Annotated in this window: 19 protein-coding genes; 12 read left to right on the forward strand and 7 right to left on the reverse strand. The window is 31.6% G+C overall.

Annotated features, from left to right (window positions below; translation table 11 throughout):
• Nucleotides 1-7: 7 nt before the first annotated feature.
• On the forward strand, nucleotides 8-2422 hold the full coding sequence (leuS, locus tag ABMA45_RS06555; RefSeq protein ID WP_022089089.1) for a leucine--tRNA ligase: 2415 nt from the start codon (nucleotides 8-10) through the stop codon (nucleotides 2420-2422).
• Between the two features lie 98 nt (nucleotides 2423-2520).
• Here the strand turns inward: leuS and ABMA45_RS06560 are convergent, their stop codons facing one another.
• The 4 genes from ABMA45_RS06560 to ABMA45_RS06575 form a co-directional block, all read right to left on the reverse strand.
• On the reverse strand, nucleotides 2521-3081 hold the full coding sequence (locus tag ABMA45_RS06560; protein WP_022089090.1) for a M48 family metallopeptidase: 561 nt from the start codon (nucleotides 3079-3081) through the stop codon (nucleotides 2521-2523).
• A gap of 271 nt (nucleotides 3082-3352) precedes the next feature.
• A complete protein-coding gene (locus ABMA45_RS06565) occupies nucleotides 3353-3643 on the reverse strand; it encodes a hypothetical protein (RefSeq protein WP_022089091.1) in 291 nt (96 codons plus the stop codon).
• A gap of 109 nt (nucleotides 3644-3752) precedes the next feature.
• Entirely contained in the window at nucleotides 3753-4142 is a 390-nt protein-coding gene (locus tag ABMA45_RS06570) for a hypothetical protein (protein ID WP_022089092.1), read from the reverse strand.
• Between the two features lie 137 nt (nucleotides 4143-4279).
• Nucleotides 4280-4507 carry a hypothetical protein gene (locus tag ABMA45_RS06575; RefSeq protein ID WP_022089093.1) on the reverse strand — a complete coding sequence of 76 codons (228 nt, stop codon included), beginning with the start codon at nucleotides 4505-4507 and terminating at the stop codon, nucleotides 4280-4282.
• A gap of 167 nt (nucleotides 4508-4674) precedes the next feature.
• Between ABMA45_RS06575 and ABMA45_RS06580 the strand changes: the two genes are divergently transcribed.
• From ABMA45_RS06580 to ABMA45_RS06595, 4 genes are all read left to right on the forward strand, one after another.
• Nucleotides 4675-5580, forward strand: a complete 906-nt coding sequence (locus ABMA45_RS06580; RefSeq protein WP_347996298.1) for a S8 family peptidase — start codon at nucleotides 4675-4677, stop codon at nucleotides 5578-5580.
• Nucleotides 5581-5761: 181 nt separating this feature from the next.
• Nucleotides 5762-6970 (forward strand): NADP-dependent isocitrate dehydrogenase, encoded by a 1209-nt coding sequence (locus ABMA45_RS06585; RefSeq protein ID WP_022089095.1) that lies wholly within the window; start codon nucleotides 5762-5764, stop codon nucleotides 6968-6970.
• An 86-nt stretch (nucleotides 6971-7056) separates the two neighbouring features.
• On the forward strand, nucleotides 7057-8190 hold the full coding sequence (locus ABMA45_RS06590) for a PPC domain-containing protein (RefSeq protein ID WP_022089096.1): 1134 nt from the start codon (nucleotides 7057-7059) through the stop codon (nucleotides 8188-8190).
• Nucleotides 8191-8386: 196 nt separating this feature from the next.
• Complete coding sequence (locus tag ABMA45_RS06595) at nucleotides 8387-10117, forward strand: ABC transporter ATP-binding protein (RefSeq protein WP_022089097.1); 1731 nt, start codon at nucleotides 8387-8389, stop codon at nucleotides 10115-10117.
• Nucleotides 10118-10268: 151 nt separating this feature from the next.
• Here the strand turns inward: ABMA45_RS06595 and ABMA45_RS06600 are convergent, their stop codons facing one another.
• From ABMA45_RS06600 to abc-f, 3 genes are all read right to left on the reverse strand, one after another.
• The gene (locus tag ABMA45_RS06600) at nucleotides 10269-12470 is read right to left on the reverse strand and encodes a DUF2339 domain-containing protein (protein ID WP_022089098.1); all 2202 of its coding nucleotides are present in this window, start codon (nucleotides 12468-12470) and stop codon (nucleotides 10269-10271) included.
• A gap of 147 nt (nucleotides 12471-12617) precedes the next feature.
• Nucleotides 12618-13550 carry a carbamate kinase gene (gene arcC, locus ABMA45_RS06605; RefSeq protein WP_022089099.1) on the reverse strand — a complete coding sequence of 311 codons (933 nt, stop codon included), beginning with the start codon at nucleotides 13548-13550 and terminating at the stop codon, nucleotides 12618-12620.
• A gap of 116 nt (nucleotides 13551-13666) precedes the next feature.
• Nucleotides 13667-15589, reverse strand: coding sequence for a ribosomal protection-like ABC-F family protein (abc-f, locus tag ABMA45_RS06610; protein WP_022089100.1), 1923 nt, complete (start codon nucleotides 15587-15589; stop codon nucleotides 13667-13669).
• A 196-nt stretch (nucleotides 15590-15785) separates the two neighbouring features.
• Here abc-f and ABMA45_RS06615 point away from each other — a divergent pair, with 196 nt between their 5' ends.
• The 7 genes from ABMA45_RS06615 to ABMA45_RS06645 all read left to right on the forward strand — a co-directional run bounded on the left by ABMA45_RS06615 (nucleotide 15786) and on the right by ABMA45_RS06645 (nucleotide 22256).
• Nucleotides 15786-16424: a redox-sensing transcriptional repressor Rex gene (locus tag ABMA45_RS06615; RefSeq protein ID WP_022089101.1), complete on the forward strand. Its 639-nt coding sequence runs from the start codon at nucleotides 15786-15788 to the stop codon at nucleotides 16422-16424.
• A 13-nt stretch (nucleotides 16425-16437) separates the two neighbouring features.
• Entirely contained in the window at nucleotides 16438-17934 is a 1497-nt protein-coding gene (locus tag ABMA45_RS06620; RefSeq protein ID WP_022089102.1) for a bifunctional ADP-dependent NAD(P)H-hydrate dehydratase/NAD(P)H-hydrate epimerase, read from the forward strand.
• Nucleotides 17935-18064: 130 nt separating this feature from the next.
• A complete protein-coding gene (alr, locus tag ABMA45_RS06625) occupies nucleotides 18065-19261 on the forward strand; it encodes an alanine racemase (protein WP_022089103.1) in 1197 nt (398 codons plus the stop codon).
• A gap of 90 nt (nucleotides 19262-19351) precedes the next feature.
• Nucleotides 19352-19699 carry a type II toxin-antitoxin system PemK/MazF family toxin gene (locus tag ABMA45_RS06630; RefSeq protein WP_022089104.1) on the forward strand — a complete coding sequence of 116 codons (348 nt, stop codon included), beginning with the start codon at nucleotides 19352-19354 and terminating at the stop codon, nucleotides 19697-19699.
• A gap of 126 nt (nucleotides 19700-19825) precedes the next feature.
• A complete protein-coding gene (locus ABMA45_RS06635; RefSeq protein ID WP_022089105.1) occupies nucleotides 19826-20554 on the forward strand; it encodes a YebC/PmpR family DNA-binding transcriptional regulator in 729 nt (242 codons plus the stop codon).
• Nucleotides 20555-20568: 14 nt separating this feature from the next.
• The gene (locus tag ABMA45_RS06640; RefSeq protein ID WP_022089106.1) at nucleotides 20569-21303 is read left to right on the forward strand and encodes an HAD family hydrolase; all 735 of its coding nucleotides are present in this window, start codon (nucleotides 20569-20571) and stop codon (nucleotides 21301-21303) included.
• Nucleotides 21304-21377: 74 nt separating this feature from the next.
• Nucleotides 21378-22256 (forward strand): DMT family transporter, encoded by an 879-nt coding sequence (locus ABMA45_RS06645; RefSeq protein WP_022089107.1) that lies wholly within the window; start codon nucleotides 21378-21380, stop codon nucleotides 22254-22256.
• The last annotated feature ends 148 nt before the right edge of the window (nucleotides 22257-22404 follow it).

The raw sequence follows: 22404 nt of genomic DNA on the forward strand, positions 1-22404 counted from the left end.
AATAATTATGTCTACAGCTTATAATCATAAGACAGTTGAAAAAAAATGGCAGAAATATTGGCAGGAAAATGAGACATTTAAAACGGATGTCTGGGATTTTAGCAAGCCAAAATATTATGCTCTTGATATGTTCCCATACCCATCAGGTGTAGGACTTCATGCAGGACATCCGGAAGGCTATACAGCTACAGATATTATGTCACGTATGAAAAGAATGCAGGGATACAATGTACTTCATCCAATGGGATATGACTCATTTGGACTTCCTGCAGAACAGTATGCGGTAACTACAGGTAATCATCCTGCAGAATTTACACAGAAGAATATTGCAACATTCTCAAAACAGTTAAGAGAGTTAGGATTTGATTATGATTGGTCTAAGATGATTGCAACATCTGATCCTAAGTTTTATAAATGGACACAGTGGATATTTAAAAAATTATATGAAGCAGGATATGCAAAACATATTGATATGCCTGTAAACTGGTGTGAAGAATTAGGAACAGTTCTTTCAAATGACGAAGTAATTGATGGAAAATCAGAACGTGGAGGATATCCTGTTGTTAGAAAGAATATGAAACAGTGGGTAATCGACCAGCCTGCATTTGCAGAAAAACTTTTGGAAGGCTTAGAAGAAATTGACTGGCCTGAATCAACAAAAGATATGCAGAGAAACTGGATTGGTAAGAGCACAGGTGTAGAAGTTGAATTTGAAATCGTAGACGGAGGAAAATTCTCTATTTTTACAACATGTATTGAGACAATATATGGTATCACATTTATGGTATTAGCACCGGATGGTGAAATTGTTAAGAGTCTTATGGACAGAGTGGAGAACAAGGAAGAAGTTGAGGCATATATTGCTGAAACAGCTAAGAAGAATGATTTTGACCGTACAGAATTAAATAAAACAAAATCAGGTTGCAGACTTGAAGGCATTTATTGTATCAATCCTGTAAATGGTAAGAAAGTGCCTTTATTTATTGGTGATTTCGTACTTGCAAGTTATGGTACAGGAGCTGTTATGGCAGTTCCAAGTCATGACCAGAGAGACTTTGAATATGCGATAGCACATAACATCGATATGATTCAGGTAATTGAAGGTGCAGATGTATCTGAGCATGCATTTGAAAAACAGGATTATCTTGGAAAAGGTTGCAAGCTTATTAATTCTGAAGAATTTACAGGCCTTACAGTTGAAGAAGCAAAAGTTGCAATTACAAAGAAATTAGTAGACATGGGAGTTGCAAAGGAAACAGTAAATTATCACTTCCGTGAATGGATTTTTGCAAGACAAAGATACTGGGGAGAACCTGTTCCTTGTGTATATAAAGAAGATGGAGAAATTTATTTCCTTCCTGACGAAGAACTTCCATTAATTCTTCCACCATTGGATGATTATAAAGGAAAGAATGGTAAAGCTCCTCTTGAAAATGCTGTTGAATGGAAGCAGTATGATAAAAATGGAATTAAGGGTGTGCGTGAAACAGCAACAATGCCCGGTTCAGCAGGATCTTCATGGTATTATATGAGATATATTGACCCTGATAATGATAAAGAATTTGCAAATCAGGAATTGTTAAAACACTGGATGCCTGTAGATTTATATGTAGGTGGTCCTGAACATGCTGTAGGTCATTTAATGTATTCACGTATTTGGAACAGATTTTTATATGACCAGGGTCTTTCACCTGTAAAAGAACCGTTTAAGAAGTTAGTTCATCAGGGAATGATTCTTGGCGAAAATGGTATTAAGATGGGTAAAAGATTCCCTGAATTTGTTGTAAATCCAAGTGATATTGTAGAGGAATATGGTGCTGACACATTAAGATTATATGAAATGTTCATGGGACCAATTGAAGTTTCAAAGCCATGGAATTCTGATGCAGTACAGGGAGCTTATCGTTTCATTAAGAGAGTATGGGCATTCTTTACTGATGAAGAGAAAATCGTAGATGAAAACGATAATACATTAACAAAGATTTATCATCAGACAGTTAAGAAAGTAACAAATGACTTTGAAGAGTTAGGATATAATACAGCTATTGCTCAGATGATGACATTTGTTAATGAAGTATACAAAGCAGGAAAATGTCCAAAAGAATATGCAGAAAACTTTATTAAAATGTTTTCATGTATATGTCCTCATGTAGGTGAAGAAATCTGGCAGATTTTAGGTCACAATGATACAATTGCATTTGAAAAATGGCCTGAATATGATGAGAGCAAGATGGTAGAAGATACAATTAAAGTTCCTGTACAGATAAATGGTAAAACAAAAGCAGTCGTAGAACTTCCGGCTGATGTTTCAAAAGATGATGCTATTTTAGCAGGAAAAGAAGCAATAGCAGACAAGCTTACAGGAAACGTTGTAAAAGAAATTTATGTTCCGGGACGAATCATTAACATAGTAATGAAATAATTGGGACAAAAAACACAATAAAATAATTTCTTGAAATAAAATAGAATTTATATTTCGGGAAATATAAAATGACGCAGGTAATGTTATCTGCGTCATTTTTATCTTGGGATTCTGCTAATCAGTTTGTATCCATTTTCCTTTAGCCATTTTCTTTGAACTCTGTAATTTGGTAATACATTTTCAACAATAGACCAAAAACGGGGAGAATGGTTCATTTCAATTCTATGACTTAGTTCATGAATAACAACATAATCAATTATGTCTTTAGAAGTAAGCATAAGTAGAGCATTAAAATTAAGATTGCCTTTGTTGCTGCAACTTCCCCATCTCGTTTTCTGTGTTCTAATTGAAATACGGTTATAGGAAACACCCATTATTTTTGCAAAATAAGAAACACGTGTTGGAATATAATCGGAAGCAGTAGATATTAAATTGTTTATTTCATCTTTTGTCAAATAATTATTTTCTAAATCAGCCTGATTGTTTTTTATTTTGCTTAAATGGGAATTAATCCAATCCTGTTTACTGTTAACAAATTTTAATACATCATCATTTCTCATGAAAAACGGAACTCTTACAATAAGCGTTCCGTCATGTTTTATTTCTAAACACATAGTTTTTCTTTTACTTTTAATTATTTTAATAGGATATTCGCTCATCTTTAAGGTACCTTTCATATCGTCAAAAGCATAGATAGTGTATGTAAATAATTTGAATTACATGCAAGTTATAGTATTTAAAACATCCATATTTAATTTACACGCAGATTACAGTATTCAAACTGTCCATATCTAATACATTTTTTACACAATCTAATACAATTTATACATAATCTAATAAATATATATATGTAATAAATATACTTATTAAAATGAGTAAAATCAAGAAGCTATCTTGCAATTTAAAATTCTATCAAATTATCAGGAAAAATCAGCTTTTCTTATTTTTACTCATTAGTTTTGTAAGGCGTTTAACCATTTCAATTCTTTGTTGTTCTTTTGGTGTCATTTTTTGCTTTAAAACATTAAGAATTGCATCAGTTTCTTCATTTGTAAAAGAGGCACCTTGCTTTGTCGCTTCATTAGATGCTTTTATGAAATAAGGAATCATTTGCTTTGCATCCATTTCACCTGTGTTCTCAACAATGTCTGTAAGAATCTTTAATTTTTCATTAGAAATACCTGATAAAACAGGATCATTCATCCATTCGTTATTGCTCATATAAAATCTCCATTCTGCTACAATAAATGCAGCACATAATAATTTTTAATCTGCATTACTATACGCTAAAAATTTATAAAATGTATTATGAAAGCAGATAAATTTTAAGTTAAAACATTTCTTTAAACATATCCATATATTCACCAAACATAGATTCTTTTGCCTCGTTATCCATTGAAAACATATCCATCATACCGATAAATGTTTCAAACATTTCCTGTTCATCAGTTGTAAGATAATCTTTTACAATGGGATATAAAGTAGAAAAATCAAGAGGCTTGTCACAATTCATGGCTTTATAATTTCCGTTTTTATCTTTAATCATGTATGAACCGGGGTTAATAGAAAATGAATTTTTTAATTCCTGAAATTTTATATATATTCCAAGAGATTTGCCCGTATCATAATCTATGTATGGGAGAACAGCCTTTAGAATCTGCAGATTTCTGTTAGTAAGCATGCTGTCATATAACGTTTGCTTCATATTTGCATTATCCATAAGGCTGACCTCCTTTTTAATTTAAATGCTTAATGCCATTAGTAATAAAAACAGATTTGTATCTTCTAAAAAATTAGTGGCAAGTGCATTTTTCAAAAGACATTCTAAATCATATTGATAATAATCTTTCGAATCAATTAACAGCCGCAACCATTTCCAAAGAAGCCACCGTTATTATTTCCGCATGCACAAAGAAGTACTAAAATCCAAAGAATGCTCTGGCAACCACAGCCATCGTTTCCTCCACAACCGCATCCGTTATTTCCACCACAGCAGAATAAAAGGATAAGAATTAAAAATAAAGTATTGTTTCCTCCTTCACAACCGCATCCACATCCGCAGTTTGTTGCTGCTAAATCACTCATATTTGTTTCCCCTAAAATATTGTTTACACTAAATAATATGTAATGAACTTAAAATTGTTTACAAAAAAATAAACTTTAAAAGAAAAAAACATATATTAAAGTATAGACAACATAAGAACTTTTATATGCCTGCTTATTACATATCATATTTTTATTGGAAAGTTGAAATGAATACAGTTAGAAAATTATTGAAAATAGATTGTATAGAAGAAAAGGGAATTATCGGGAAGGATATTGTTGTAGCTATACTTGACACAGGAATGGCAGAACATCCTGATTTGAAGGGAAAAATTATATTATTTAAGGATTTTATTGGAGACAGGGAAAAATGTTATGATGATAATGGACACGGAACTCACGTTGCAGGGATAATAGCCGGAGAATCTAAGGATAGATTATATGGAAGAATGAATATAAATGGAATTGCAAAAAGGTCTCAGCTAGTTGTTTTAAAGGTTCTTAATGCAAAGGGAATAGGCATAGAAGATAAAGTTATAGATGGTATTAAGTGGATAATAGATAATTATGAAAAATATAATATAAAAATAGTAAATATATCCTTTGGAACAATTCATAATAATTGCTCAGAAATGCGCTTGGTTAAATATGTAGAAATACTATGGCAGTTAGGATTAGTTGTGGTTGCAGCTGCAGGTAATAATGGTCCTGATATAGGCAGTATAACTGTGCCCGGTGTGAGTAAAAAAATTATTACTGTTGGTGTAGTAGAGGATGGGAAAAAAGTAAATGTAAATGGGAGATACACATCGAATTATTCTGGAAGAGGTCCAACATGTGAATGTATTCAAAAGCCTGATTTGATAGCTTATGGTAATAATATTGTAAGCTGCAACAATAATTATAAATTGAAAAAATATACAGTAAAAAGTGGAACATCGATGGCAACACCTGTTGTTACAGGATGTGCTGCATTGTTGCTATCTAAATATCCTGAATTAAAAAATATAGATGTGAAAAGAAAGATGATAGAATCATGCAAGGATGTTAATTTGCCGGCTAATATTCAGGGCGCAGGAGTTATAAATCCTGTAGAATTATTGGGTGTTAAATGATGATTGTTATATTTGCTTTTATATATTTATGATGATTAAACTATAATACGCATCAAATATTTTGCCGGTTATAGATTTTTAAATCAAGTCTTTAAAAGTGTAAAGTGTTAAAATGTTTAGTTTACAAAGATGGTTCAATGAAGTATAATTTAACACGAGTATATTTCTAGGAGGAAGTAAGATGGCAAAAATTAAGATGACAACTCCATTAGTTGAAATGGATGGAGATGAAATGACAAGAATTCTTTGGAAATTAATCAAGGATGAGTTATTAGAACCTTTCGTAGAGTTAAAGACAGAGTACTATGATTTAGGCCTTGAGTACAGAAATGAAACAAATGACCAGGTTACATTTGATTCAGCAGAAGCTACAAAGAAGTATGGGGTAGCTGTTAAGTGTGCAACAATCACACCTAATGCAGCAAGAATGACAGAATATAATTTAAAAGAAATGTGGAAGAGTCCAAATGGAACAATTCGTGCAATTCTTGATGGAACAGTATTTAGAGCTCCAATTATTGTTAAAGGAATTGAACCATACGTTAAGAATTGGACAAAGCCAATTACAATAGCAAGACATGCATATGGTGATGTATATAAGGGAAGCGAAATGAAGATTCCGGGACCTGGAAAGGCTGAAATTGTATACACAAATGAAGCAGGAGAAGAAACAAGAGAATTAATTCATGAATTTAAGGGTGCAGGAATTGTACAGGGTATGCATAACCTTAACGATTCAATTGAAAGTTTTGCAAGAAGCTGCTTCAATTTTGCATTAGATACAAAGCAGGACTTATGGTTTGCAACAAAAGATACTATTTCTAAGAAGTATGACCATACATTCAAGGATATTTTTGCTGATATTTATGAAGCTGAATATAAAGAAAAATTTGAAGAAGCAGGAATTGAGTATTTCTATACATTAATCGATGATGCAGTAGCAAGAGTTATGCGTTCAGAGGGCGGATATATTTGGGCTTGTAAGAACTATGATGGCGACGTTATGTCAGATATGGTTGCAACAGCATTCGGTTCATTATCAATGATGACATCAGTACTTGCTTCACCAAATGGTTACTATGAATATGAAGCTGCTCATGGTACAGTTCAGAGACATTATTATAAGCACTTAAAGGGTGAAGAAACTTCAACAAATCCAATTGCAACTATTTTTGCATGGTCAGGTGCTTTAAGAAAACGTGGTGAGTTAGATAATATCCCTGAATTAATGGAATTTGCTGATAAGCTTGAAAAGGCATGTATTGATACAATTGAAGATGGAGAAATGACAGGAGATTTATATATTATTTCTACATTAGAGAATAAAAAGAAATTAAATACACAGGATTTCATTTTAGCAATAAGAAGACACTTAGAAGCATTACTTTAATTTTGATGTATATAATTATCGATTTAAAATATAAGATGAACATTTTATATTTTGAATATAAAAAATTTATTTAAGGAGAAAGTATAATGAGAAAATTAGGAAAAATGATTACTTTACTTGCAGCTACAACTATTATGGCTGTAGGAATGATTACAACAGCGTTTGCGGCTGATGCAATTACACCGACAGAATTTTATTATGGCACAGAAGCAATGACAGCTCCACAGACATTTAGCTATAATAATAGCAATTTTATTAATGGAAAGTATTATCAGGGTGTTGTTGTACCTGTAAATGTTACTAAGGCGGGAAGCTTAAAAGTTGTAACAACAGCTACAAGTGTAGTAAAGGATATTAATATTGAAGTATATTCTGATGCAGCATGTACTAACAGAATGGAATATTTAACAGATTTGAAGGTTGGTTCAACAACAGTTGAAGATTATGTTTCATTTTCAAATGCGGGAACATATTACATAAAATTTGATTCATATTGCTATAACGGTGAAGATGTTTATACAAATACATTCACAGTACAGACAGGATTCTATACACTTGATGCAAAAGTAATCAAGGATGGTGAGACAATTACATATTATAGAAACTCAGGCGAAGATAAGTATGTTTTTAATTATACAGCTACAAAGACAGGAAAAGTTACAGTAACACTTCCTTATTCTATGGGCAGTTATGTAACATTTGTTGATTCAGGTAAGACTGTATGTGAAAAAAAATGGGTATCTGATTTGACAAGTGACAGTCAGGCATCTTTTGCAGTAAAGAAGGGTAAAACTTATAAATTTGAGGTTACTTCTAATGGAACATCATATGGTAAAGAACAGAGCTTTTCTTTAAAGGAGACAGCTGTTAAGGCTAAAAGCAGAGCTAAGAGAGCTAAAGCAGTAAATATAAAAAAAGGAAAAACAGTAAAGGGAATTGTTACAGCAGGAGATAAGAAAGCAAATTGGTATAAATTTACAGTAAAGAAAAAGAAACCTGTTACAATAACTCTTGACGGTAATGTAGAAAATAATCTCAAATTTACTATTTACAATAAAAAAGGTAAAAAGATTGATAGCACATCATATTATGGATACAAGAGAGATTTAAAACTTACATATAGTACAACTTACGGAAAGGCTAATGCAGGAACATACTATATTAAGATTGAAAAAGCAAATGCAAACAGCAATGGAGTTTATTCTATAAAGTGGAAGTAAATTTATTTGAATATGGAATAGACAATTTTTATTATTAAAATTAAAACATAAAATTATAGCACTTGGCTCATAATGTGGGTCAAGTGTTTTTATGCGTTATAATAAATATTTATTCCCAATGCCAATAGACTAATAAAATATTAGTGTATTGGTATTAGGAACAAATCAGAAAAAAAGAAAGGATAGTGTGTAAAAAATGAAAGAAAATTTAAAGAAATTATTTCAGTATTACAAACCGTATAAACATGTATTCTTTATAGATATGTTTTTCGCATTTTTAGCATCAATTATAGCGCTTGTAATTCCGTTAGTAGTTAGATATGTGACTTCAACAGTAGTATATTTACCGGCTAAAGATGTTTTTAGACAACTTATAGTTATAGCAGTAGTTGTAACAATATTAATTGCAATACAGGCATATTCTAATTTTTATATTTCAAATTATGGACATGTTATGGGAGCAAAAATTGAATATGACATGAGAGCAGAAATATTTGCACATTATCAGAAATTATCTTTTTCATTTTATGATGACCAGAAGGTAGGACAGCTTATGTCAAGGGTAACATCAGATTTATTTGACATAACAGAGTTACTTCATCACGGACCGGAAAATTTGACAATTTCTTTTATAAAAATAATAGGGGCTCTTATTATTCTTTGTACAATAAGTCCACAACTTACAATTGCAGCATTTATTCTGGTACCGTTTATGATTTGTTATGCTTACTTTTTTAATAAAAAAATGAAAAAAGCATTTAAGAAAAACAGAGTAAAAATAGCAGCAATCAATGAAAAAATTGAAGATAATTTATCAGGAATACGTGTTGTTAAATCATTTGCAAATGAAGAACTTGAAAATGAAAAATTCCAAATTGGAAATCAGGAATTTTTAGAAGCTAAAAAAGATAATTACAAATATATGGGTGGTTACAATTCGGGATTAACTGCATTTACTACAATGATTAATCTGATTGTAATAATCGTAGGTGGATTTTGTATAACAAGAGGAATTGTAAATGTAACAGACATGATTACATTTTTACTTTATATAAATATATTTACGGATCCAATTAAGACTCTGATTGATTTTACTGAACAGTTTCAAAATGGGTATTCAGGTTTTGAAAGATTTTTGGAAATATTGGAAATTGAACCGGATATTAAAGATAATGCTGATGCAATTGAATTAAATGATGTAAAAGGAAATATTAAATTTAATGACGTTTCATTTAAGTATAATGACACAGCACATAGAGTATTAAAGCATATTAATTTGGAAATTCCACAAGGACAGTATGTAGCTTTAGTTGGTTCATCAGGTGCCGGAAAAACCACTTTGTGTAATTTAATACCGAGATTTTACGATGTTACAAAAGGTGAAATTACAATTGATGATACTGATATTAGAAAAATAAAATTAGAGAATCTTAGAAATAATATTGGAATTGTGCAACAGGATGTGTATTTGTTTGCGGGAACAGTGTATGACAATATACGTTACGGAAAGAAAAATGCAACGAAAGAAGAAGTTATAGAGGCTGCAAAAAATGCAAATGCCCATGAATTTATTATGTCACTTCCTAATGGATATGAAACTGATATAGGGCAAAGAGGAATTAAATTGTCAGGTGGACAGAAACAACGATTATCAATTGCAAGAGTATTTCTTAAAAATCCGCCTATTTTGATTTTTGATGAAGCAACATCAGCTCTTGATAATGAAAGTGAAAAAGTAGTTCAGGAATCTTTAGAAAAGCTTGCAAAAAACAGAACAACATTAGTTATTGCACATAGATTAACAACAATCAGAAATGCAGAAAAGATTCTTGTTCTTTCTGAAAATGGAATAGAAGAGCAGGGAACACATGATGAGCTTATAAATAAACATGGAATATATTATGATTTATATAATGTAAATAATTAGTAGAAAATAAATACAAATGCCGCCATCCGTATAGCAGGTGGTTTATAGTCCGAAAACAATAATATGCTGCGTGATTGTTTTCGGACAGACTAAAGTCCATAAACAAAAAATCAGGGTGGGTTTAAACCATCCTGATTTTTATTTAAAGGACCTATTGCTTATTTATTTTTTTGTCTACTATATTATAAATTGTACTAATTACAAAACATAATATTCCACAGACAAAAAAGCTTAAAGCATGTCCGATAGTGTTATCATATGTAATATCTAATAAAATTAGTTTTGCAATGCTTACTAAAGAAAGTACAAGCCCGTAAATACGAAGCGATTTGAAAGAAAAACAAAATCCTAACACAATACATAATATTGCAAACAAAAAGGCAAAAATGCTAATTAAGTAATTTGGTGAATTGAATGAATTTAAAATTATAACCATTAGAATAGTGAATTTAATTCCAACATATATACCAAAAGTAATTTTTTCTTTCTTTAAATAATTCTGTGAATTTATCAAAAATAGTACTAGAGTCACTAGTATGGCAATGATATGTAATGCAGGACTATTTAGTTTGATAATAAAACGTAATCCACAAATCATTAAAAATAAATTTACAATATCAGTTGTAATATTTGTACTTTTTTCATTCTTTCCTGATATCCAGTTTTTAGAGAATGGCGTGAACTTTGCCACAATATTAACTAAACATATAATAATAAAGCTTGTAAAATCCTTAGCTATATGTGTAGAAAATAAAGGAGCAATTATATTGCTAAAATCATTTATCGTAATAAAGATGAACATACAGTATAATAATATTTTTATTTTATTACTATAATCTTTTGTATATTTCATTAAGAATGAAAATAGACATAAAAGTGAAATACTAATGAGTAATCTTGAAACATTATTAGTAGAACTGTTTAGTACGAAAAATATAAAATACACAATACTGAATATCTTATATATATATTGCTTGTAAAAATAACCGTATACAGCAAATGGGATAATAAATATTGATAAATAAAAATAATTATAAATAAAATTCCCGCTGTTATCAAAAGCAATTTGTACCATACTAATTATCGGAACAAGCATCATGGCAGTTTGAAGAAGTATAATATTAAATTTGTTTTCATCTTTAAATTTTAATTCAATTCCAATAAGAATTAAGAGTGCTACGGCTATATTAAAGAATTCATTGAAACTAAAACAATATAAGGTCGTTAAAGCAATATAATAAAACATATTTGTAATACTGAATACAGCAGAAAAATTGTTATCTACTTTCATTTTAACAAACCCGGTAATAATAATAGAGGATATAAAAAGTAGTAGGATGCAGTAAGACAAAATAATCACTGTGCTATTTCCTGCATAAAGTTTATAGTCAGGCATTGTAGCATTAAAAGTGAATAAGCATATTATATTGAATATATTGCAAATTGAATTTTTGTGATATTCATCTTGAATATTAGTGTAATAAAATATTGATTCTGTTACTACAAAAAATGCAGAGAGAAAAAGCAATTTGTTCCAATCGCCTGAAGCGTGACAAAAATAAGTGCCAAATAAAATGGAAATTGTAATACCTGCCTGACCAATAATTGCAAAAATATATGATTTTGTTTTAGATAATACACAAACAAATAATGCCCATACAAATATAAATAAATATAATGTTATTTCGTTAATAATTTTAAAATACATGTTACTCAGCAACAATGAAATGAATATTGCCCCTGTGCCACATCCACTAATTGAAATATAAAGCTTGTTATGTGAATCTTTTTTTAGAAGAAAAATTCCGGCTATCATAAGTGCAAAACTGAAAATATATAAAATTAAAATTTTTGCAGTATCAGATAACATTGGCAATACTAAAGTGGCAAATAAAATTAAACTGATAAAAATTAATACAGAGGCAAAAATTCCCATTAAAGATTTGCCCATGAGTAATTCAAAATTATTGAAATTTTTAGTTGAATTTTTTCTAACACCATTGTCAATGCTAGTGCCTGTAGTAGAAGTGACAGGTGAATAAGGATGAACCTGACCCTTAGAATAATAAGGCTGTGGTGCAGAACTGTGCCCGGCAGAATAATAAGGTTGTGGATTAACCGGAGGTTTGTCCGCAGAATATGTATTATTATGTTCGGTTTCATTCTCAACAGATAATTTTAAAAGATTTAACTGGTTGTTAAGATAGTCTAATTCTTTTGTTAAGTATTCAATTTTATTTTCGATTATAGCTTTGTCTATGTTTCCTTTATTGTTAGAATACTTTTCAATTAAATCATTTAGTTCTAATCTGGTTTTAATTAGCTTTTCTTCATATTGTAAAATATCGTGCATAAATACCCCTTTTATATACAGAAATAATAAAAAAATAATTTCTGTATGTATACATTATTTTTGAATAAATAATATGCCCGCTACTAAAATACGCATTGTATATTTTGTAGAGAGCATATTGTAAACATTTGTTAATTAAATTGACTGTTATTCAATTACAGTACCAATTTTTCCTCTGATTGCATCTTTAGCTTTAGCAAGGTTAGAAATGATAGCCTTTCTTCCCTTCTTTGCTAATACGAAATTGAGAGATGCATCAATCTTAGGAAGAGAAGTGATAGGATCAAAGTATCCTTTATCAATTAAATCTTCAGCTTCTTTTGTAGTTAAAGTACCGAGTTCTTTAACTTCTCCGTCTACATCAATTGTAAGATTATCACTTGATGTAAGAATCATAAGAGCATCAGCATCTAACATGTCTGCAAGTTTAGCTGCTGTATAATCTTTTTCAATAACAGCACTGGCACCTTTTAATCCTGTACGCTGTTCAAGAACAGGAATTCCACCGCCACCTGCTGCGATAACTAACTGATGAGCATCAACTAAAGCCTTGATTGCATCAATTTCATAAATATCAATTGGCTTAGGACTTGCAATGATTCTTCTGTAGCCTTCATCGCCTTCTTCGTATTCAACGTAGTTACCTTTTTTCTTCTCATTTTCAGCTTCTTCCTTAGTCATAAGACGTCCGATAACTTTAGAAGGAGCGTTAAATGCTCTGTCAAAAGGATCAACTCTTACCTGAGTAATAATAGTACTTACAGGTTTATATAATCCTCTTGAAAGTAACTCTGAACGAATTGCATTCTGTAAATCGAATCCAATATATCCCTGACTCATTGCACTACAGATTGACATAGGTGCAACAGTTCTGTCAGGATCAAGTCTTGAAAATTCAGTCATTGCAGTCTGAATCATTCCGACCTGAGGACCATTACTGTGAGTAATAACAACATCATATTTTTCTTCTACCAAATCTGCAATAGCTTTTGCAGCAAGTTTTACACGTTCCTGTTGTTTAGGAAATGATTCACTAAAAGCATTTCTTCCTAAAGCAACTACAATTTTTTTGTTAGCCATAAGTAGTCTCCTTTACTGATATCAGGATAAAACCTGATGTAATTTGAGGTCCGTTGAGACCAAAATCTTATAAATATTTTAACTTATAATAAGGAAAAATACAATAAATAAACCGTTTATTCGTCAAGTAAATCGGATAATTCTTCCCATTGAGCCATTAGCTTGTCGAGAGTTTCGCTAATTTTATCCTGTTCTTTACTGATTTCGTTTAATTTAGCTGAGTTTTTAGCAATTTCAGGGTCAGCTAAAAGTTCATCTAATTCATTTAAACGCTCTTCATTAGTTTTTATCTTTTCTTCAACTTTTAAAATATCATTTTTCAATTTTCTAATCCTTGCCTGTTCGGCTTTCCTTTCTAAATAATTTTGCTTATTAGTAGAAGTAGAAGGAGTATTAGAAGAAGTTTGCTCTTCTTTTGGAGCATATATTGCTGTAAGTTCGTCCTTCTTTTCTTCGTAATAGTCATAATTTCCAATATAATTTACAATTGCTTTATTTGTTAATTCAATGATACGTGTGGCAGTTTGATTAATAAAATATCTGTCATGAGATACATAAAAAATTGTGCCGGTATAATTGTTTAATGCGTTTTCAAGAATTTCTTTTGAAACCATATCAAGATGGTTAGTAGGTTCATCTAATATAATGAAATTAGCTTCTGAAAGCATTAATTTTGCTAAAGAAAGACGACCTTTTTCTCCACCACTTAAATCTCCTATGCGTTTAAATACATCATCACCTGTAAACATAAAAGCGGCTAACACATTTCTGATTTTTGTGTTTGTAAGATTAGGATAAGAATCGCTCACTTCATCAAACAAAGTATTTGAATCATTTAATGTATGATGTTCCTGATCATAATATCCGATATTAACGTTTGTTCCGAGAGTAAAAGAGCCGCTATCTGCAGCAATTAGTCCGTTTATAATTTTTAAAATTGTAGTTTTTCCGGTTCCGTTATCACCGATAAGAGCAACACGTTCACCTCTCTTAATTTCAAAAGAAATATCGGAAAATAATGATTTGTTATCAAATGACTTTGCTAAATTTGAAACACTTAAAACATCATTGCCACTCGTACAGTTTGGTTCAAGTCTAAGAGTCATGGCATTTTCATATGTATCAGGATTATCGATTACTTCCATTTTACTTAAAGCTTTTTCACGACTTTCAGCACGCTTATAAAACTTTTCCTGTTTATATGAGCGAAGCTTGGCAATGACTTCTTCCTGATGCTTTATTTCAGCCTGTTGTTTGATATAGAGTTTAATTGCTGCTTCTCTAAGTTCTTTCTTTTTAACAGCGTAAGCTGAATAGTTGCCATCGTAAACATGGCAGTGTGTATTTTCTATTTCAACAATCTTAGTTACAATCTTATCTAAGAAATAACGGTCGTGGGCAACGATTACAACAGCTCCGTTATAGTTAGACAAATAAGTTTCCAGCCATTTGATAGAATTTAAATCAAGATGGTTTGTAGGTTCATCCAATAAAATAATATCCGGTTTTTGAATTAAAAGTTTACATAGTGCAACACGGGTTTTTTGACCTCCGGATAAAGTTGAAATTTTTTTATTAAAATCACTGTCTTCAAAACCGAGTCCACGAAGAGTACCATCAACCTCACTTTTGTATGCGTATCCGTTTAACAATTCAAACTGATGATGTAGATTCGTGTAACTGTTAACTATATCATCATAGTTGTCGCATCCATTTGCCATTAAGGATTCATATTCCCTTAATTTATTTTCCATATCTATAATATTTTGCTTTACGGAACGTACTTCTTCATATATAGAATTGTCTGTATCTAAATTCTGATATTGGGCAAGATAACCAACAGACTTGTCCTTTCCGATAATTACATCCCCTGAATCGGATGAAAGTTCATTCATTATTATTTTTAATATAGTAGACTTTCCGGCTCCATTATTGCCTACAATGGCAGCTTTTTCATGGTCATTTACAAAAAAACTGCAATCGTCAAGAATAACTTCTTCACCATAAGCCTTGCTTATATGATTGCATGATAAAATCATAGGAATCCTCCTGTGTTTGTAGTGTTTTTATATAATCAGCAAAAATAGGCTGATACCACGTAAGATTATAAAACGAAAAGCTAAAACAATCAATGAAATACTGTAAAAGAACAGTGTCAAAAAGAATGATAAATATTTGACAATGTTTGCCCTAAAACATATAATTGAAGTGGTTAAATAACGAAGGAGAACGGAAATGAGAAAAATATCCAAGGCGGTAATCACAAGATTGCCAAGATACTATAGATATTTAGATGAATTAATACAGCAGGATGTCGAAAGAGTTTCGTCTAAAGAATTAAGTGACATGATGAATGTTACGGCCTCTCAGATACGACAGGATTTGAATAATTTTGGTGGGTTTGGACAACAGGGGTACGGATATAATGTTAAATATCTGTATGATGAAATCGGAAAATTATTAGGACTTGATGTGACGCATAAGATGATAATTGTAGGTGCAGGAAATCTTGGACAGGCAATTGCAAACTATGGAAATTTTAGAAACAGAGGTTTTGAAATTACGGCTTTATTTGACAAAAATAAAGATTTAATTGGTAAAAAGACAGTGAATGGGACTGAAATCAGAGACATTTCTACTATAATAGATTATGTGAAAAATGAAAATATTGAGATTGTGGCATTGGCACTTCCTAAAGGACCGGCAACAGATATTGCTGAAAAATTAGTCGAATGTGGAGTGAAGGCATTTTGGAATTTTGCTCACACTGATTTAGGATTTAGCGATGACATAATAGTTGAGAATGTTCATTTATCAGAAAGCTTAATGAAACTTACATATAGAATATCAGAAAAAGCAAATAAAAATAAATAAGAGGTGAAGTACTATGGAAAGAATAATTTCTGGTACGGATATGAAAAAGGTTGATGAATATACAATTAATGAAGTTGGAATCCCAAGTTTAGTATTAATGGAAAGAGCAGCAAAGAGTGTTGCTGATTTAATTGAAGAAACAACAGATAAAAACAGTGAGGTAATTGCTATTGCCGGAACTGGTAATAATGGTGCCGACGGCGTTGCAGTTTGCAGGATGTTATACATAGATGGATATAACACCTGCATTTATATTATGGGAAACATAGATAAGGCAACACAGGAATGCAAAACACAGATTGAGATAGCACAGAAAGTTGGAATTGAAATCAAAGATGCTTCAAGACTGACAAGAGATGAAATGGATAAGAAACACGTAATTGTTGATTCAATATTTGGAGTCGGATTATCAAGAAATGTAGATGGCGATTACAAAAAGTTAATTGAAGCAATAAATCAAAGCAAGGCTAAAGTTTATGCTGTAGACATTCCATCAGGCCTGAACGCAGATACAGGAAAAGTGATGGGTGTGGCTGTTAAAGCGGATTATACTGTATGCTTTGGAGAACTTAAACTTGGAGCAGTTCTTTATCCGGGAGCAGATTATTGTGGAAAACTATCATTTGATAATATAGGTTTTCCGGATGTTTCCTATAAGAAGTGTGAAACAGTTTATAAATACCACACAAGCGATGATTTAAAACTAATTCCGAAACGACCGAATTATTCTAATAAAGGTACATATGGAAAACTTCTTGTTATAGCAGGTAATAAAGATATAACAGGGGCAGCGTTTTTATGTGCAAAGGCAGCGTTTAGGACAGGAGCCGGACTGGTAAGAATATTTACTGCAAAGGAAAATCGTGAAGTAATACAAAAACTATTACCTGAAGCAATGGTAAATGTATATGATACAGATGATTTTGACAAAAAGGCTTTAGATGCCTGTATAGAATGGGCAAATGTTATTGCAATTGGTCCGGGAATTGGAACAGGTGGAATACAAAAAAATATGGTTGAAGCAGTTCTTGAAAGCAGAAAGAACACGGTAATAGATGCAGATGGAATTAATGTTATTTCACAAAATGTTAAACTAAAAAAAATGCTTCATAAGAATGTAATATTGACACCGCATTTAGGCGAAATGGCCAGATTTGAAAATAAAACGATAGATGAAATAAAGGACAATCTTGTAAAAAGTGCTTTCAATATTAATTATATGTACAATGCAAATGGAATTCTAAAAGATGCAAGAAGCGTTGCTGTTACGCAAGATGATATATACATAAATATGACAGGAAATAGTGGCATGGCGACTGCAGGCTCGGGAGATGTGCTTACTGGAATTGTTGCAGGATTGTTGGCTATTGGGTGCAATGTAGAAAACGCTACAACGCTTGCACCATACATTCATGGAATTGCCGGAGATTTGGTAGCAACAAAGATGCCTAAAGCCTCTATAATGGCTACTGATATAATTGAGGAAATAAAAAATATTATGCCTCAGTAAATAATTGTGACACAATAATGATAAAGTTTCATTTAAAACTGTACATAATAGAGATAATTTGAAATTGTAATGTAATAAAAAACGATAAAGATATAAATTCAAATAATTTATAAACGTGGAGAAGAAGAAAATGAAAAGAGAAATATGTGAAGAAGAATATTTTAGGGGCTATGCAGAAATCAATCTGGATGCAATATACAAAAATGTATATGAGATGAAAACAAGACTTAATAAAAATACAGGAGTTGTTCTTGTAATAAAAACAGATGGGTATGGGCATGGAGCAGTGCCTATAGCTAAAGCACTTGATGATTTGTGCTATGGATATGCAGTTGCAACTCCATATGAAGGCAATAATTTAAGAAATCATGGACTTAATAAACCTACATTTTTATTAGGTTATGCGGATGAATCATCGTACGATATGATTATAGAAAAAGAATTAATTCCAGCAATTTTTTCTTTAGAAATGGCAACAAAATTATCAAAGCACGCACAAAAACTTGGCAAAGAAGTAAAGATTAATATTGCTGTTGACACGGGAATGAGCAGAATTGGTTATATTCCGGGAAGTGATGCAGTAAAAGAAATTGTTGAAATAAACAAACTTCCTTTTATAAAAATAGAATCTATATTTACACATTTTGCAAAAGCAGACTATGTTGACAAGTCATTTGCTGACAAGCAGTTTGATGAGTTTGTAAATTTTGTTGATGAAGTAGAAAAAAATGGAGTTAAGATTCCGATACATCAGTGTGCAAATAGTGCAGCAATGATGGAAATGCCAAAGACTTCATTATCATTGTCAAGAGCAGGAATTTCAATGTACGGATTGTATCCATCAGATGAAATGAGCCGTGAAAATATGAAACTATATCCTGCATTATCTCTTCACAGTCATGTAGTTTACGTAAAAACAATTAAAAAAGGAAGAGGAATAAGTTACGGACAGACTTATATAGCACCTCATGATATGAAAATTGCTACAATTCCACTTGGATATGGGGACGGATATCAGAGAAATCTTAGCAATAAAGGATATGTACTCATTAATGGCAGAAAAGTAAATATTGTGGGTAGAGTATGCATGGATCAATTTATGGTTGATGTTACGGGAATGGATGTTAAAGAAGGAGATAAGGTAACTCTTATTGGAAAAGAAGGAGACGAAGAAATAACAGTTGATGAATTAGCAGCATTAGCAGGAACCTTCAATTATGAATTTGTATGTGACTTAAGCAAACGTATTCCAAGAGTTTATGTTAAAGATGACAAAATAGTTGGAACAAAAGATTACTTTGATGACAGATATGACGTTGATCTGTAAAATAATTAAATTTTTCCAAAAATGAATACACATTTTGAAAAGTGGAATAATATAATTGTGTTAACACAATCTATTTTTTGGAGTGTGGATATGGTTATTAGACGTGGTGATATTTATTACGCTGACTTAAGACCTGTAATTGGGTCAGAACAGGGTGGAATAAGACCTGTGCTTATTATTCAGAATGATACAGGAAATAAACACAGCCCGACTGTTATTATTGCAGCAATTACGTCAAAGATGAATAAGGCGAAACTGCCAACTCATGTTGAGGTTGATTCGCATAAGTATAATATAATAAAAGATTCAGTTATTTTATTAGAACAGTTAAGAACGATAGATAAAAAAAGATTGAAGGATAAGGTATGTCATTTAGATGATGAAATCTTAAGTGCAGTCAATGAGGCATTAGCTATAAGTTTAGAACTCAATACATAATTTGCAAAAGTTGACTAATAATAGATAAAATGATATATTTTTATAGTGTGTGTTTTGATTAAGACACAATGAAAATCAGGATTAAATCCTGTTATAAGTTATAAATACGGAAGAGAGGATATATAAATGTCAGGACATTCAAAATTTGCTAATATTAAGCATAAAAAAGAAAAAAATGACGCAGCAAAAGGAAAGATGTTTACCATCATTGGTAAAGAAATTGCAGTTGCAGTAAAGGAAGGCGGAGCTGATCCGGATAATAACAGTAAGCTTCGTGATGTTATTGCTAAGGCTAAGGCTAACAATATGCCTAACGATACAATTGAACGTGGAATTAAGAAGGCTGCAGGTAACGTTAATGCAGTTAATTATGAATCAGTTACATACGAAGGATATGGTCCTAACGGAACAGCTATTATCGTTGATGCGTTAACAGATAATAAAAACAGGACAGCAGCTAATGTCAGAAATGCATTTACTAAGGGTGGCGGAAACGTTGGAACTCAGGGATGTGTATCTTTTATGTTCGATAAAAAAGGTCAGATTATAATTGACAAAGAAGAATGTGATATGGAAGCAGATGAGTTAATGATGATTGCACTTGATGCAGGTGCAGAAGATTTCTCAGATGAAGAAGAATGCTATGAAGTTCTTACTCAGCCTGAAGAATTTAGTGCAGTAAGAGAAGCATTAGAAGCAGCTGGTGTTAAGATGACAGAAGCAGAAGTTACAATGATTCCACAGAATTATGTAACACTTACTGACGAAGAATCTATTAAGAAGATGAATAGAATTATCGACTTATTAGATGAAGATGATGACGTACAGGAAGTTTTCCACAATTGGGATGAATAAATAAAAGGAAAAATATGAATACAGTACTGTTTGATTTAGACGGAACGCTTTTACCGATGAATATGGATGATTTTATGGATACATATTTTAAGGCGTTAGAGTCAAGATTTGAAACGTTAGGATTTGATCCTGAGAAGATTAAAAAATGTTTATGGGCCGGAACAAAAGCCATGGTTGCTAACGAAGGCTACATAACAAATGAAGAATGTTTTTGGAATGTTTTTGAAAAATATTTTTCGGACGACGGGAAAAAATTAGAACGTAGAAAAAGAATTAAGATAGAAAGAGAAATGACTAAGTTTTACAAGAGTGATTTTCAGGTGGCAAGATTTAATACAAGACCTGACAGTCTTGCTAATGAATGTGTTGATTTACTTAAAAGTAAAGGATATCAGATTGTTGTAGCAACTAATCCTTTATATCCGCAGGTTGCAACATATGAAAGACTTAGTTGGGCAGGATTTGAACCGGATGAATTTTTGCATGTTACTACATATGAGAATTCGTGCTTTAGCAAACCTAATCTGAGTTACTACAGACATTTGCTAAAGACATTAGATAAGGATGCTGAAGATTGTCTGATGGTTGGTAATGATGTAGATGAAGACATGTGTGCATTAGAAATTGGCATGGATGTATTTTTACTTAATGAATGTCTAATCAACAGTAAGAAAAAAGATATTTCTCAATATAAAAAAGGAAATTGGAAAGTGTTTAGGGAATATATAGACACTCTTCCGAATATTTAATGAAGACAAAGGGGGCTTCAATAGAGGCTCCCTATATGTATGTATAAATTAATTTTTGTTTTTGGGAGAAAATTATGAAGGATAAAATAATTAATCCGTTGTTGTTACTTCTTACAGCAATAATTTGGGGAAGTGGATTTGTAGCACAGAGTGTTGGAATGAATTTTGTTCAGCCATTTACATTTAACTTTTCCCGATGTATTGTCGGAGGCATATTTTTAGCCATATATATTATGGTTATGGGTAAAGGAAGTAAGAAATCAAAAAAGAGTACGGAAGCAGTATTTATTGGAGGATTGTGTTGTGGATTATGCCTTTTTGGCGGGATGACATTTCAACAGATAGGAATTCAATATACTGAGGTCGGAAAAGCAGGTTTTCTCACAGCAATGTACATAGTGTTAGTACCTGTATTGTCAACTATGTTTTTAAGAAAGAAAACAGGAATACATATTTGGCTTGGAGTTGTATTAGCAGTTGTAGGAATTTATTTGTTGTCGATTTCTTCTGACTCATTTACAATTGCCAAAGGCGATATATATGAAATTATATGTGCATTAATGTTTGCCCTTCATATTTTGGTAATTGATTATTTCAATACAAAAGCAGATCCGGTAAAAATATCATGTGTTCAGTTTTTTGTATGTGGCATTTTAAGTGGTGTGTTTATGATGACAGCAGAACAGCCACAGGTTCAATATATATTAGCTGCATGGCAGCCGATATTGTATGCAGGCATTGTTTCAACTGGAATTGGATATACATTACAGGTTGTAGGACAAAGAAATGTTAATCCAACGGTTGCATCTTTAATTTTGAGTTTAGAGTCAGTTGTATCTGTAATTGCAGGGCTTTTAATTTTAAATCAGCAGTTGACTCAGCGTGAAATATATGGCTGTATATGTATGTTTGCTGCAATTGTTCTTGCACAGTTGCCAATAAAGAATACATAATCAGTTAGCAACAGATTAATATGATAAGTTCAATATAGTTGCAAAATTATATTGTCTTAAGTATAATAAACCTATTGTAAAAATAGGAGGAAACAAAATGAACCAAGTTCATTTTATGTAAATGTTTCCGACGAATAGCCATCGACCG

Source organism: Eubacterium sp. CAG:156 (assembly GCF_000434315.1).
Lineage (GTDB): Bacteria > Bacillota > Clostridia > Lachnospirales > Lachnospiraceae > Eubacterium_U > Eubacterium_U album.